We start from the raw sequence: 13567 nt of genomic DNA, 5'->3' as shown, positions 1-13567 counted from the left end.
CGCAGGGGGTGAGCGCAGCGAACCCCTACCTGCGTTTCAGAAATCGTAGACGCCGGTCAGCATCGCCACCCGCCCCTGCCGCACCGGCACGAACGTCTGGTCGGCGTTGATCGCATAGAGCGTGCGATCGAACAGATTCTTCAGGCCCAGCGTGGCGTGCCAGTTGGTGCCGTAGTAGGTGACGTTGGCATCGATGCTCGCCTGGCCCGGCAGGTCGAAATAGCCGCCGCCCTGCAGACGCCCGATGCTGCGGCTGCGCGCGGCGACGCCGGCGGCGACACCCCAGGCCTGCAGCGGTTCGCGCTGGAAGCGGTAGCTGACCCAGGCGCTCAGCAGCTGCTTGGGCGCGGCCACCGGCGGCGTGCCGTCGTCGTTGCGGATGCGCGCGTTGGTGTAATTGACCACGCCTTCGAGGCCTCGCGTGATCTGGCCGGCGAATTCCACTTCCACGCCATGGTTGGTCTGGCCGGGACCGGGCGTGGCGAAATACGGCGGCTCCGGCGCGATGTAGTCCACGCTGTGGTCCAGCGTGATGCGGTACCACGCCACATTGAGCCGCGCGCGGTGCTGGAACAGATCGATGCGCGTGCCCGCCTCCCACTGGCGCGACTTGGCCGGCGGCAGCGGCTGGCCGTCCTCGCCCAGCAGCGAATTGGCCTGGAAGCCAGCCGTGTGGTTCACGTACAGCGCCAGCTCCGGCGCGGCCTTGAACAGCACGCCGGCCTTGGGCACCCATTGATTCTTGCGCAGGCGGCGCGGACTGCCGTCGGCCCATGAGGTGGACAGTTCGTACGACGTGCGCCGCAATGCGAGCAGCGCATCCCAGCGTTCGCCCAGCGCGATCTGGTCTTGCAGGAACAGGCCGGTTTCGGTGGTCCAGGCGCCGCCGCCCAGCGTCTGCACCATGGCTGCCTGGTCCGTGCTGACGCGCGCGCTCGGCAGCATCGTGTCGGCGAACAGATTGAACGACTGCGACGGGCCGACTTTCAGCGTGTCGCGCTGGCGGTCGCGGCCGGCCTTGGTGCGCGCGTAGTCCACGCCCAGCACCACGGTGTGCGTGATGCTGCCGTTCTCGAACACGCCGGTGAGATCGTTCTGCAGCGTGTAGAACGCATCCGAGTAGCGGAAGCTGCGCGCGGTCGCGTCGACGTCGCCGCTCAGGTAACCGTCGGTCAGCGACCAGCCCTGCCCGCTGGTGCGCTGCTGCACGTACTGGCCGCGGCTGCGGAAGATCCAGTCGCGGCCCAGGCCTTGTTCGAAGGTGTAGACGGCGCGGTTGGTGCGGTAGGTCGAATGGTCGCCCGGATTGCCCGGCAGCACGTCGTACGGTGACATCGCCGCCAGCGTGTCGCCCAGCAGCACCGTGTGATCCGGCCCCGGCACGCGGTTGGTGATGTGTTCGTAGCCGAGCGTGAAGCGGGTCGCGCCACGCTCCCAGCCGAGCGAAGGTGCGAAGTACGCGCTGCGCTGGCCGCGGTAGCCCTGGGCGCTGTGGTCGGCGTGATTGCCGGCGGCCACCAAGCGATAGGTCCAGCCGTCGTGCCCATCCACGGCGCCGGCCAGGTCCAGGCCCAGGCGCGCGCCGTCGTAGCGCCCGAGCGACCAGCTGAGTTCGCGCACCGGTTCGCTTTGCGGGCGCTTCATCACCACGTTCACCAGCCCGCCGAAATTGTTGTTGACCGAAGCGTCGCCGAGGATCGCCTCCGGCCCCTTCAGCACTTCGATGCGCTCGATGCCGACCAGCGGCGGCAGATCCTCGGTGCGAGCCACGCCGTTGGGCATGCCGTCGGTCATGCCGTTGCCGGCGTTGAAGCCGCGGATGCGGAACAGCGCAGGGCCGTCGAAGCCGTCCATGTATTGCACGCCGGCGACGTTGCGCACCGCATCGGCGACGGTCACCGCCTGCTGCGTGTCCATCAGGTCGCGCGTGACGATGCTGACCGACTGCGGCACCTTGGCCAGCGGCGTGTCGGTGCGCGTGGCGGCGCGCGTGGACGAAGCCAGGTAGCCCAGGTCGCCCATCGCCGTGCCCTGCACCTGGATCGCCGCGAGCGAAGCGACGATCGGCACGCTGGGCTTGGCCTCGAGCAGGCTGCTGCGGTAGCTGGCCGCCGGCGGCAGCGGCCCGCGCTTGATCACCACGGTGCCGGGATCGACGCTTTCGTAGGCCAGGCCGGTGCCGCGCAGCAGCGCGGCCATGCCCTGCTCCAGGGTCAGCGCGCCGCTGGCGCCTTCGCTGCGCAGGCCGGCGATCGCCTCGCCGGCGGTGAGCACCTGCACGTTGGCCTGCTTGCCGAACGCGATCAGCGCGCTGGACAGCTGCTGCGCGGGAATGGCGAGGTCCAGCGTGAGACGCGGCGCGGGGCTGGCCGGCGCGGCGGCGATGGCGAACGCCAGCGCGAAGCTGCCGCCGAACCGGAAAAGCGCGCGCCGAACCATGCCGTGTGGAATCCCCCGACTACCAATGTCCTAAAGGCCGGAGTCTGGCATGGTCGGGCGTGCGCACCAAGGCCGGATCGAGCCATGGGGGCTTGGGGCGGGTGGCGAAAGCGTGCCGCCGAACCCCTTCGCTGGCTGGGGAGTCGCGAAGGCGCGCCAGCGGTCCATCCAGACCACGACCGCGACGCGAACGTACGCTTCCGCCACCCGCCCCAAGCCCCCGCCGCTCACTGCCTTTCCGCGCTGGACAGCACCACGTGGTCGCCGAAGGCGCTCACCTGCACCGGGAACACCCGCGGCAGCGCCTCCACCCAGCGGTCGATCGCATCGACCCGCACGGTGCCGGTGAAGGTCAGCGCACCCACCCGCGGATCGGCGATTTGCACCGGGCGGCGGCTGTAGCGGTTGATGTTGGCCACCACTACCGATAGCGGTTCGTTGACGAATTCCAGCCGGCGCCCGCGCCAGGCGGTGGCATCCTCCACCGCGATCGGCCCCAGGCGCAGGCCCGCGGCGGGGTCGTACAGCACCTGCTGGCCCACGCCGGCCTCCAGCGCGCCCTGACCGCCCGGCGGCGTCACCCGCACGCGGCCTTCGGTCACCGCCACGGCCACCAGGTCGCCGGTGCGGCGCACATTGAAGGCGGTGCCCAGGTCGAGGATGCGCACCGGTCCGGCGGACACTTCGAACGGGCGGCGCTCATGAGTGACGGTGAAGAACGCCTCGCCCTCGCGCAGCTCCACTTTGCGCAGGTCGTCGGCATAGCGCGCCACGATGGCGGTGGCGCCGCCCAGCGCGACGCGGGTGCCGTCCGGCAGGGCCAGGTCGCGGTTCTGCCCCACTTCGCTGGCGTAGGGTTCGGGCTTGGGCCGGTACGCGCGATCCAGCAGGCCGGCGCCAAGCACCGCCACCAGCAGCGAAGCGGCCACCGCCCCGGCCCACACCGGCCAGCGCACGCGGCGCCCCACGGGGCGCGCGAACTCGACGACGACATCCTCGCGTGCATGGACGTCCAGCCGGCCCAGGCGCTGGGCGAGACGACTGACGTCCTCGAAGGCCTGGACGTGGCGCTCGTCCTCGTCCATCCAGGCCAGCCATTGCGCGATGGTGGCCTCGGAGGGGTCGGCCTCGCGCAGGCGGGTCCACCATTGCGCCGCGGCCTGGGTGATGCGGTCGCCGGCGCCGGGCAGCGTCATGGCCATCATGGCGTGGTCTCCGTGGCTTGAGGCTCGGCGGCTTGAAGCCGCGTACGGCAATGCGCCAGCGCATTGCTGACGTGGTAGCGCACCATGCGCTCGCTGAGTTTCATGGTCTGGGCGATGGCGCTGAAATCGCGCCCCTCGATCACATGCATCACAAAGGCCTTGCTGGTCTTGGCAGGAAGTTCGCGCAGCGCCGCGCGAACTTCGCGCCATTGCTCCAGCGCGGAGGCGTGCTGTTCGGGAATGGGCTGGGCGAACCAGTCGTCGTCGGGCGCGTCCGCCGGTGCGTTGGCGCGCACGGCGCGCATGCGCAGGCGGTCCACCGCCAGGTTGGCGGCGATGCGGAACAGCAGCGCGCGCGGCGCGGCGATGGGTTCGGCGTCCTTCATCGTCAGCATCCGCACATAGACCTCCTGCGCCAGCTCCTGCGCGTCCGAACGCGAGTTCAGGCGCGCCTGCAGGAAGGCCACCAGGGTGCGGTTGTGCTCGCGGAACAGCGCGGCAACCTGCGCGGCGCGGTCTTCCGCGCCGGGCGGTGCGGCGGGCCGGTCCGCGGCGTGATCCGGGCTAGCCATGCGCGGCGCGGCCATCGGGGATGGGCAAGGCGGTCATCGGACGGAACGTCTTCTTCGGACGGAACGAGAACAGCCTAGACGTTCGTGCGTCAGGAATTTGAAACCGGTGCGACTTGCAGCCCCTCTCCCCGCCGGAGAGAGGATCCGAGCACCCGCCCACTCGTCCGCCCAGCGATCCCCTCTCTCTCCTGGAGACGAAGAAAGTCAGGCCCGGCGGCGTGCCGCCTTCTTCGCCGCGGTCTTGCGGCCGGCGGCATGGGCCTTGCGCGTACGCGCTGCCTTCTTCGCCGCGGCGGACCGGCCGGCCGCGCCCTTGGTGTGCGCCGCCTTCTTCGCCGCTGCCGAGCGCGACGACGACGAGCGCTTCGCGGCCGCGCGCTTGCCCTGCCTGGACAGGGACTCGTGCGAGGCCGACGCATGGCCCTCGCGCTTCAACGCGCCTTCGGTAGCGCGCGAACGCCGTGCCGAGGTCTTGTGCGGATGGCGCGCGGCACGCTCGTCCTGCGCGGCCTTCTTGCGCGTGGCCTTGCTGGCGGATTTCTTCACCGGCGCTTTCACCCCGGCGCGGCGCGCCTTGGACAGACCGATGGCGATGGCCTGCTTGGCCGAGCGTGCGCCGTGCTTGCCTTCGCGCACATGCTCGATCTCTTCCTTGACGTATTCGCCGGCTTGCGTGCTAGGCGCCTTGCCTTCGCGCTTGTCTCGGGCAGCGGCTTTGCGGGTTTTCTGCTCGGGCATGGCGTTTTTCCTCCGCGCATCGAATCGTGTCTGCCACGTTTAAGGCGTGCGCCGTCGACGGCGGGTCGATGGCGCGTCAAGCCCATGCCTGCAGACCGATGCGGTTCAGCCGCGCGCGTGGGCCCTGCGCGTGCGCGACGTGCGGCACGTGCGTGTATTTCTTTCACTGCCGCGAAAAATTTGCGCGTCCTGCACGCAGCGCGCCGCGCGGAAAACGCCGTACCACGCCATTCGCGCACATGGCACGGATGTTGCGACGCATGGATGCGGCCGCCGCCGGCGGTCCGCCCTCCCCCTTCGACTACGAGAGAGAACACCCCATGACCTCCAAAGAGATGGCAGGACAAGCAGCGCCTCTTCGCGGCTTCGCACGGATGGATCCCCAGCGCCAGCGCCAGGTGTCTTCCCTGGGCGGACGCACGGCACACGCGCGTGGCAGCGCCCACGAATTCACCAGCGAGGAAGCGCGCCTGGCCGGTCACAAGGGAGGCAAGGCGGTCAGCGAAAATCGCGAGCACATGGCGACCATCGGTCGCATCGGCGGCCGGCGGCTGCGTGCGCAACGCGAAGGGACCCAGCCCTCCTGACGGGCCGCTCCGCCCCGACCAGCGTTATTTCCCCACGACAAAGGATCGGAGAGCGCCATGTCCAAACGCAGCTTTCTTTTGACGGTCCTCACGGCGGCGACCCTCGCGGTCGCCTGCCATGCGGCCGCCCAGACCGAACCCTCAGGTCAGGCCGGCGCGTCCGCGGATCAGGCCTTCCTCACCCGCGCCGCCGCCGACGGCAGCGCCGAGGTGGCGCTGGGACAACTGGCGCTGCAGAAAAACAGCGCCACGCCAACCAGGCAGCTCGCGCAACACATCGTCGACGATCACACCAAGGCCAACGAGCAACTGGTGGCGCTGGCGCGCCAGAAGCAGATCACGGTGGCGCCGGAGCCGGACGCCGCGCACAAGCAGAAGATGGACAAGCTGCAGAAACTCGACGGCGATGCCTTCGATCGTGCCTACGCGCAGGCCATGATCAAAGACCACCAGGACGCCATCAAGCTGTTCACGAAGGCCTCCACCAGCGCCAAGGACGCCGACGTCAAGCAATTTGCCGCGCAGACGCTGCCGGTGCTGAAGAACCATCTGCAGATGGCGCGCGATCTGCGCCAGACGAGCCACGAAAGCAGCATGCAGGGCGTACCGCAGGGCAACCCGCAGAACCCGCCCACCCCGATGCAGGAAACGCCGCCGCCGTCCACGCCGCCACCCAGCGGGCATTGAACCGCAGCGTTGGGCTTCGATGTTTCCTCCCACCTCATTCCCTTGATCCGGGCGCCCCGCGTGGCGCCCGCCACGGAGTATTGCCATGAATCGACGCGACAACGATCCCTCACGCCGCCAGCGTGGCGGCGCATGGCACGGCCAGGGCCGCCGCGGCCAGGGCCAGTGGCGGCAGCCCTGGCCACCGCAGGACGATCCCCGCCGTGGCCACGGCCACGGTTACGAACGCTACGGCGCCGCCAGCGATTACCAGTCGGCGATGGAACGCGGCTACGGCGACATGGACGACAGCTACCTGCCTCCCGATTGGGAAGAAGCCGGTTCGCAGCACGGCGGCTATCGCAACACGTTCGCCAGCGATACCTCGGGCAATGCTCAGCAGCAGGAATACGGCTATGGCTACGGCGGCTTCAGCCACGGCGGCCAATGGGGCAACCGCCCGCACGACGAATACCCGCACGGTTTCGCCGGCTATGGCGCCGATCGCATGGGCCGCCTGCAGGGGCCCTACGGCACGCGCCGTGACGAAGGCCCTGGTCCCGCGCCGTCGTTCGGCCAAGGCTACGGTTCGCCTTCCGGCGGCCGCAGCTGGGGCGGCCCGCACTGGAACGATCCGCAGCATCCCGATTACCAGGCCGACTACGGCCGCCGCCGGTACGCGCGCAGTCCGACCGACTTCATGGAAGAGCGCTATCCCTACCCGCACGACTATGCCGCGGATGCCGGCCACTACGGCCGCGGCCCCAAGGGCTACCAGCGCTCGGACCAGCGCATCAGCGAAGACGTGTGCGAACGCCTTTCCGAAGATGCGCAGATCGATGCCAGCGAAATCGAAGTGAGCGTGCAGGCGGGCGTCGTCACGCTGAAAGGCGCGGTGCCTTCGCGGCATATGAAACATCTGGCCGAGGATTGCGCCGATCGCGTGTTCGGCGTGAAAGACGTGGAGAACCGCGTGCGCGTCGAGCGGCCGCAGGACAACCGCGATGAGAACCTGCGCAGTACCAGTGCTGGCGCGGGGACATTCGGGACGACGCAGGAGAGTCGGCACTGAGCACCACGCACGACGGAGGGCGGGCATGATCTCGATGCCCGCCCTCGGGCGATGGGCGTCGTTTCGTTCCAGGGCGCCCGGGGTCGCATCCGCAGCCCCTCATTCCGGCCTTCTCCCCGATGGGGAGAGGCCGGAAGTGCGGCTCGCTAGAACCAGGCGCGGGGGCGCTGGTCGGGCGGAGGGACCGGGTCGATCACGGGCGGAGGGGGGTCCGGATCGATCAGCGGCGGTGACACGGGTTCCGGCAAGGGCGGGATCTCGGGCGTTTCCGGCAGCGGCGTGGGGGACGGTGGCGGCGGACCGGGCGGTTTCACCGGGTCCGGCGTGGGCGCGGGCACGTCGCCGGGCCATGCCAGCGTGGCGCGTGCGCAGCGCGCAACGCGGATGTCGGCATCGCTGAGAACATCAGACAAGGTCATGGGCGAAATCCCGCCTGCGCATCAGCGCGCCGACGTCGTCGAAGGCGCGGGCGCCGTGGCGCTGTTGCCGGGTTGAGGAGCCGAACCGCCGGGCGGCGGCAGGTTCGAACTATTGGGGTTAGCTGGCGGAGGCGGTGGCGTCGCGGCCGGCGCGGTCGCCGGCGCGGCCGGACTGGACGCGCCCGGCTGCATGCCTTGATCGTCCTTGTTGTGGCAGCCGCCAGCGGCCAGGACGGTGAGGGAAAGAAGCGTGATCGCATACGCGCTTAAGCGTTTCATGGGGAGAACCTCTTCGGTCGTGGATCGGGTTCGTGCCGGCGCTCAATGCGGCGCGGATACGCGCTCGGAAACCTCCGCCTTGAGCGAGCGGGCGTTGGTGCGCTCCAGATCGGCCAGCGCGACGATGCCGCAGATCTCGCCGTTGCTATCGACGATCGGCACGCGGCGGATGCGTTCGCCTTTCATCAGATTGGCGACATCTTCCAGCGACGCATCGTCCTGGCAGGTCCGCGCCGGCGCGGTCATGCACTGCCCTACCATGGCCCGGTCGGTGCGATACCCGCTGGCGACGCAGCGCACGACGATGTCGCGGTCGGTGATGACGCCGGCCAGGTGGCGCTGCGCATCGAGCACCGGCACTTCGCCCACGTCTTCCTCGAGCATGATGCGCGCGGCGTGTTCCAGCGTGTCGTCGGCCGAACAGCAGCGCGGCTGCGGGGTCATGATGTCTCTTGCCTTCATCGCTTGCCTTCATCGCTTGCCTCCACGGGGCCGCGGCGCTCCGCGGTCCCGGCTTGTCTGCGTGCTCAGCGGTTCTTGTGGCTCTGTTCGCCGGCGCGCACCTGCTGCTCGTGCGTACCGCCGCGGCTGCCGGCGCTCTTGCCCTGCTGGGTGTCTTCCTGGCTGGTGCCGCCATGGCTGGCCTTGCCGCCCTTGCTGGCGATCTCGCGCTGTTTCTTTTCGTCCATCGAGCCGAAACCACGTTTGCTGTCGTTCATGCCTTTTCTCCGGTATCGAAAGATGCGCGGGAACCGTGGATGGCCGGGCCCATGCCCGAGCGTTCCGCACGCATGCATGGTGCGTGGCGGCGATTGAAGACTATGGCTGCATGGGGTCAACGGCCTCTTCCACAGCGGCGCGCGTGTTCATGCCATGGTCGGCTAAGCCGCGAGTCGCGCGACCACCGTGCGCAGGTCCGCCACCAGCTCGGCGTAGGCGCGCTCGCGCGCCGCTTCGTCGCGGGCGCGCAGCACATAAGAGGGATGCCAGGTCGACAATCCTTCGGCGGATGCGCTCAACGGCAGCCACTGGCCGCGTTGACGCGTCATGCGGAACTGCGCGCCGAACAGCGCCTGTGCCGCCATCGCGCCCAGCGCCACCACGATGCGCGGCCGCACGCGCAGCAGTTCGGCCGCGAGCCACTGGCGGCACGCCGCCTGCTCGGCGGCGCTGGCCCGTTTGTGCAGGCGCGCCTTGCCGCGCGGCTCATACTTGAAATGCTTGACGGTGTTGGTCAGATACAGCGTATCGCGCTGCAAGCCCGCCTCTTCCAGCGCCTTATTCAGCACGCGCCCTGCCGGCCCGACGAAAGGTTCGCCGCTCAAGTCTTCCTGCGCGCCGGGCTGCTCGCCCACCAGCATCACCTGCGCATGGGCGGGCCCGCGGCCGAACACGGTCTGCGTGGCGTGCTCCCACAATGGGCAGTCATGACAATGCAGCGCCTTGCGCCGCACGGTGGCGAGTGAACCGGTGGGAAGCTTTTCCGGCGGCCGGGCGAGAGGGATCTGTGGCGCGGCGAGCGTCGCTTGAGTCCTGCGTGATGGCATGGCGATACCCGCGCAAACGAAGTCGCCACCGGTCCTAGCCCAACGCGTCTGAAGCCGGAGTCGAGGTTCCGTCAGCGGACCGGAGCACGGCGCGCTCACCGCGCGACCGCATGGAATTCACGCATGCGAGAACGCGTGCGACGGAAGCTGGCGCCCCCTTCCCTGGCCAGCGCCCTATGCCTACCCGCCACGCACCGCGTCCTGATGCGCCGCACGCACCCGCCGCCGGCTCCTGGCTCAAGCGCCTGGGTGCCGGCCTGATCACTGGCGCGGCCGATGACGATCCCAGCGGCATCGCCACGTATTCCCAGGCCGGCGCGAAGTATGGCTTCGCCACGCTGTGGTCGGTGCTTGTCTCCATTCCGCTGATGGTGGCGATCCAGGCGGCCTGCGCACTGATCGGCCGCACCACCGGCCAGGGCCTGGCGCATAGCATGCGCAAGCGCTTTCCTGCGTGGCTGGTGCGCATGCTGGCGGTGTGGGTCGCCATCGCCAACATCTTCAACCTCGGCGCCGACATCGCCGCGATGGGCGCGGCGATCCAGCTGCTGGCCGGCGGCCCGCGCCTGCTGTACAGCGCGATCGCCGCGCTGGTGTCGCTGGCGCTGCAGGTGTACGTGCCGTTCTCGCGCTACTCGCCGTACCTGAAGGTGCTCACCTTCAGCCTGTTCGCCTACGTGGGCACGCTGTTCGTGGTGACGGTGCCATGGAAGGACGCGCTGATCGCGCTGGTCGCGCCGCGTCCGGTCTTCAGTGCCGACTATGCGGTGGTGATCGTGGCCGTCCTGGGCACCACCATCAGTCCCTACCTGTTCTACTGGCAAGCCGCGCAGGAAGTGGAGGAGCTGCGCCACAGCCGGCGCCGCACGCCGCTGAAGATGGCGCCCGCGCAAGCACCCGACGCGCGTCGGCGCATCCGCCTGGATACGATGGTGGGCATGGTGTACTCCAACGCGGTGGCGTTCTGCATCATGCTCACCGCCGCGGTGGTGCTGCATGCGCACGGCAAGACCGATATCCAGAGTTCGGTGGATGCCGCCGCCGCGCTGCGACCCGTGGCCGGTCCGCTCGCCTTCGCGCTGTTCGCCACCGGCATCGTCGGCACGGGACTGCTCGCGGTGCCGGTGCTGGCCGGATCGACGGCGTATTTCCTCGCCGACGCATGGGGGCGACCGGTCGGGCTGGAGAAGACGGCCGGCCAGGCGAAGGCGTTCTATGGCGCGCTGATCGCTTCGGTGCTGCTGGGTACGGCGTTGACGTTGACGCCGATCGACCCGATCAAGGCGCTGTTCTGGAGCGCGGTCATCAACGGCGTGGCGGCGGTGCCGCTGATGGCCGTGATCTTGTTGCTGGCCGGCGATGCGCGGGTGATGGGCGAATGCCGCGTGGCGGCCTGGGTGCGCTGGGGCGGATGGGCGGCTGTCGCCGTGATGGCGGCCGCGGATGCGGTGATGTTCGCAACGCTGCCGGGGCAGTTGGGATTTGCCGTTCTGCCCCGGTGAGCGCCGCGCCTCAACCGTTCGTCCGCGGCACCCATTGCGCCTCGATGAACACGCGACGGATCTCCGGGTGCTGGCGTTTGATCAGCGCCTCCATCCGGCTCACTGCGTCCTGGATCGCCGCCGCCGGCAACGACGGGACGAACGACAGGCTGATGTTCAGCAGCACTTCGCGCGGAGCGAAGTGCATGGTGAGCAGTTCGTTGATGCCGCTGACCTCCGCCTGCGCCAGCACCAGGCGCCGCACGTCCGCCGCCACGTCGGGGCTCACCGCCTCGCCCACCAGCAAACTGCGGCACTCGTTGGACAGCAACAGCGCGGTGGCGGCGAGGATCAGGCCGATCACCAGCGACGCCAGGCCGTCGTACAGCGGATTGCCGGACAGCGTCGATGCGGTCACGCCGGCCAGTGCCACCAGGATGCCCAGCAACGCGGCGGTATCTTCGAACAGCACGGTGAAGATGGTCGGATCCTTGCTCGCCCGCACCGCCTCGAGCAAGGTCAGATGCCGTGTCTGGCGGCGGAACGTGCGCAAGGCGAGCAGCCATACGCTGCCCTCGAACACGGCCGCGGCACCCAGCACCACGTAACTGGCCCATACGTGGCGGATCGGATGCGGGTCGCGGATTTTCTCCAGGCCCTGGTACAGCGACACGCCCGCGCCCAGGCCGAAGATCAGGATCGCCACCATGAAGGCCCAGAAATACAGCTCCAGGCCATGGCCGAACGGATGCCGCGACGTGGGCGGACGCGCCGCGCGGCGCAGGCCGTGCAGGAGCAGCAGCTGGTTGCCGGTATCCACCACCGAATGGACGGCCTCGCTCCACATCGCCGAACTGCCGGTGACGAAGGCGGCCACGGCCTTGGTGGCGGCGATCGCGCCGTTGCCCATCAGCGCTGCCCAGATCACGCGCCGCGATGGCCGCTCGCGCGCCATGCGCCAATGGTCGCCCGCGTTCGCGCCGTTCATCGGGACACGACGGTGATCTTGCCGTTTGGCTCGAGTCGCGCCTCGACCACATCGCCAATGCTCCGCACGCCCTGCGAGCGCAGCGCACGTTCGAACATGGCCATCGGCACGTTATCGCGCCGCAGCGCCTCGCGATCGACTAGCCCATAGCGCGCCAGCACGGCCGGCCGGCCTTCGACCAGGCGATTGAACCGCGGCGCGCGCGCGGCGAAGAAAGCGATGCACCGGTCCAGCGCCAGGATGGTGCCCACGCCGATGAAGGCGCCCAGCAGCGAGTTGTCGTCGCCCACGATCGCCGTGCGCAACGTGCCGCCGACCAGGATCAGCACCACGATGTCGATGGCGGACAACTCACCGAAGGTGCGCTTGCCGCCCAGCCGCAGCAGCACCAGCAAGCCGATGTAGGCGATGGCGCCCCGGATCACGAACATGTACCAGGGCATGGTGAGGGAGAACAGGCTCATGGCGCCTCCGCCATTGTGCTCAGCCGGTCGGCCCTCCCATCACGGGCAGGATCGCGCCGGAGATGTAGCTGGCGCAGCTCGGTGCCGCGAGGAATACGTAGGCGGGGGCCACTTCCTCCGGCTGCGCGGGGCGGCCCATGGGATTGGAAGCACCGAACGTCGCCACGCCCTTGGCGGGCTTGTCGGCGGGGTTGAGCGGCGTCCATACCGGCCCCGGCGCCACGGCGTTCACGCGGATGCCCTTGTGCACCAGGTTCGACGAAAGCGAGCGCGTGAACGCATGGATCGCGCCCTTGGTCGCCGAGTAATCGAGCAACTTGGGATTGCCGAACAGACCGGTTTCCGAGCCGGTATTGATGATGCTGCCGCCAGGTTTCATGTAGGGCAGCGCCGCGCGCGCCATATGAAAGTAACCGTAGAGATTGGTGCGGAAGGTCAGGTCCATGTGCGCTTCGGTGATGTCCTCCAGCGAGTCGGCGTGTTCCTGGAAGGCGGCATTGTTGACCAACACGTCGAGCCGGCCGAAGGCTTCGACGGCTTCGTCCACGGCGTGCTGGCAGAAATCCGGATCGGCCACGTCGCCCTGGATCAGCAGGCAACGGCCGCCCTCTTTCTCGACATGGCGGCGCGTTTCTTCCGCGTCGTCGGTCGCGTCCAGGTACACCACGCCGACATCCGCGCCCTCGCGCGCGAACAGCACCGCCACCGCACGGCCGATGCCCGAGTCGCCGCCGGTGATCAATGCGGCCATGCCCTTGAGCTTGTCGCTGCCGACATAGGCCGGCGCCTTGAACTGCGGGCGCGGCTGCAGCTGATGCTCCTTGCCGGGCTTGGCCTGGTGCTGCGGCGGCAGCGGCGTCTCAGGATGCTTGCGCGCACCGGCCTGCTTCGGCTTGGCGGTTTTCTTGGCGTCGGGCTTGCGCGTCTTGGCCGCATCTTTTTCGTCGATATCGCGCTGCACGGCGCGTTGACGGTTGGCGGCGCTTGCGGCTTTGGCTCGGGTACGGGTGGCCATCGATGCTCTCCTCGCGGCGGGCTCGTGCATGACGACGCCGCAGTGGCGTGTCTTCGCTGTTTCGATGGTCGGTTGCGCGCGATAAATGCGCTGTC

16 protein-coding genes are annotated in these 13567 nt (G+C 69.1%); 4 read left to right on the top strand and 12 right to left on the bottom strand.

What is annotated here, in order from left to right; genetic code table 11:
* Positions 1 to 36 precede the first annotated feature (36 nt).
* From ACNR9O_RS07455 to ACNR9O_RS07440, 4 genes are all read right to left on the bottom strand, one after another.
* Entirely contained in the window at positions 37 to 2439 is a 2403-nt protein-coding gene (locus ACNR9O_RS07455) for a TonB-dependent siderophore receptor (protein WP_473681881.1), read from the bottom strand.
* A 227-nt stretch (positions 2440 to 2666) separates the two neighbouring features.
* Positions 2667 to 3644, bottom strand: coding sequence for a FecR family protein (locus ACNR9O_RS07450; RefSeq protein WP_473681882.1), 978 nt, complete (start codon positions 3642 to 3644; stop codon positions 2667 to 2669).
* Positions 3641 to 4216, bottom strand: coding sequence for an RNA polymerase sigma factor (locus tag ACNR9O_RS07445; RefSeq protein ID WP_473681883.1), 576 nt, complete (start codon positions 4214 to 4216; stop codon positions 3641 to 3643). The genes ACNR9O_RS07450 and ACNR9O_RS07445 overlap by 4 nt, the downstream gene beginning before the upstream one ends.
* Positions 4217 to 4420: 204 nt before the next feature.
* Positions 4421 to 4954: a DUF6496 domain-containing protein gene (locus tag ACNR9O_RS07440; protein WP_473681884.1), complete on the bottom strand. Its 534-nt coding sequence runs from the start codon at positions 4952 to 4954 to the stop codon at positions 4421 to 4423.
* 374 nt (positions 4955 to 5328) lie between these two features.
* Between ACNR9O_RS07440 and ACNR9O_RS07435 the strand changes: the two genes are divergently transcribed.
* The 3 genes from ACNR9O_RS07435 (at position 5329) to ACNR9O_RS07425 (ending at position 7279) form a co-directional block, all read left to right on the top strand.
* A complete protein-coding gene (locus ACNR9O_RS07435; RefSeq protein WP_473681885.1) occupies positions 5329 to 5541 on the top strand; it encodes a hypothetical protein in 213 nt (70 codons plus the stop codon).
* 57 nt (positions 5542 to 5598) lie between these two features.
* Positions 5599 to 6228, top strand: coding sequence for a DUF4142 domain-containing protein (locus tag ACNR9O_RS07430; RefSeq protein WP_473681886.1), 630 nt, complete (start codon positions 5599 to 5601; stop codon positions 6226 to 6228).
* A gap of 85 nt (positions 6229 to 6313) precedes the next feature.
* Complete coding sequence (locus ACNR9O_RS07425) at positions 6314 to 7279, top strand: BON domain-containing protein (protein ID WP_473681887.1); 966 nt, start codon at positions 6314 to 6316, stop codon at positions 7277 to 7279.
* A 146-nt stretch (positions 7280 to 7425) separates the two neighbouring features.
* Here the strand turns inward: ACNR9O_RS07425 and ACNR9O_RS07420 are convergent, their stop codons facing one another.
* The 5 genes from ACNR9O_RS07420 to ACNR9O_RS07400 all read right to left on the bottom strand — a co-directional run bounded on the left by ACNR9O_RS07420 (position 7426) and on the right by ACNR9O_RS07400 (position 9524).
* On the bottom strand, positions 7426 to 7698 hold the full coding sequence (locus tag ACNR9O_RS07420; RefSeq protein WP_473681888.1) for a hypothetical protein: 273 nt from the start codon (positions 7696 to 7698) through the stop codon (positions 7426 to 7428).
* A gap of 21 nt (positions 7699 to 7719) precedes the next feature.
* Positions 7720 to 7977 carry a hypothetical protein gene (locus tag ACNR9O_RS07415; protein WP_473681889.1) on the bottom strand — a complete coding sequence of 86 codons (258 nt, stop codon included), beginning with the start codon at positions 7975 to 7977 and terminating at the stop codon, positions 7720 to 7722.
* Positions 7978 to 8019: 42 nt separating this feature from the next.
* Entirely contained in the window at positions 8020 to 8421 is a 402-nt protein-coding gene (locus ACNR9O_RS07410; protein WP_473681890.1) for a CBS domain-containing protein, read from the bottom strand.
* A gap of 83 nt (positions 8422 to 8504) precedes the next feature.
* Positions 8505 to 8696: a KGG domain-containing protein gene (locus tag ACNR9O_RS07405; protein WP_473681891.1), complete on the bottom strand. Its 192-nt coding sequence runs from the start codon at positions 8694 to 8696 to the stop codon at positions 8505 to 8507.
* A 162-nt stretch (positions 8697 to 8858) separates the two neighbouring features.
* Entirely contained in the window at positions 8859 to 9524 is a 666-nt protein-coding gene (locus tag ACNR9O_RS07400) for a UdgX family uracil-DNA binding protein (protein ID WP_473681892.1), read from the bottom strand.
* A 176-nt stretch (positions 9525 to 9700) separates the two neighbouring features.
* Between ACNR9O_RS07400 and ACNR9O_RS07395 the strand changes: the two genes are divergently transcribed.
* A complete protein-coding gene (locus ACNR9O_RS07395; RefSeq protein ID WP_473681893.1) occupies positions 9701 to 11026 on the top strand; it encodes an NRAMP family divalent metal transporter in 1326 nt (441 codons plus the stop codon).
* A 10-nt stretch (positions 11027 to 11036) separates the two neighbouring features.
* Here the strand turns inward: ACNR9O_RS07395 and ACNR9O_RS07390 are convergent, their stop codons facing one another.
* From ACNR9O_RS07390 to ACNR9O_RS07380, 3 genes are read right to left on the bottom strand one after another with little or no spacing between them, the layout of a single operon-like run.
* Positions 11037 to 11993, bottom strand: coding sequence for a cation diffusion facilitator family transporter (locus ACNR9O_RS07390; RefSeq protein ID WP_473681894.1), 957 nt, complete (start codon positions 11991 to 11993; stop codon positions 11037 to 11039).
* A complete protein-coding gene (locus ACNR9O_RS07385; RefSeq protein ID WP_473681895.1) occupies positions 11990 to 12457 on the bottom strand; it encodes a DUF421 domain-containing protein in 468 nt (155 codons plus the stop codon). The genes ACNR9O_RS07390 and ACNR9O_RS07385 overlap by 4 nt, the downstream gene beginning before the upstream one ends.
* Before the next feature lie 19 nt (positions 12458 to 12476).
* Positions 12477 to 13502 (bottom strand): SDR family oxidoreductase, encoded by a 1026-nt coding sequence (locus ACNR9O_RS07380; RefSeq protein ID WP_473700718.1) that lies wholly within the window; start codon positions 13500 to 13502, stop codon positions 12477 to 12479.
* Between the last annotated feature and the right edge of the window lie 65 nt (positions 13503 to 13567).

The sequence above is a fragment of the Dyella sp. CR10 genome, from assembly GCF_055814425.1.
Note: the sequence above shows the minus strand (reverse complement) of the source record. Positions and strands in the feature narration are given on the sequence as shown.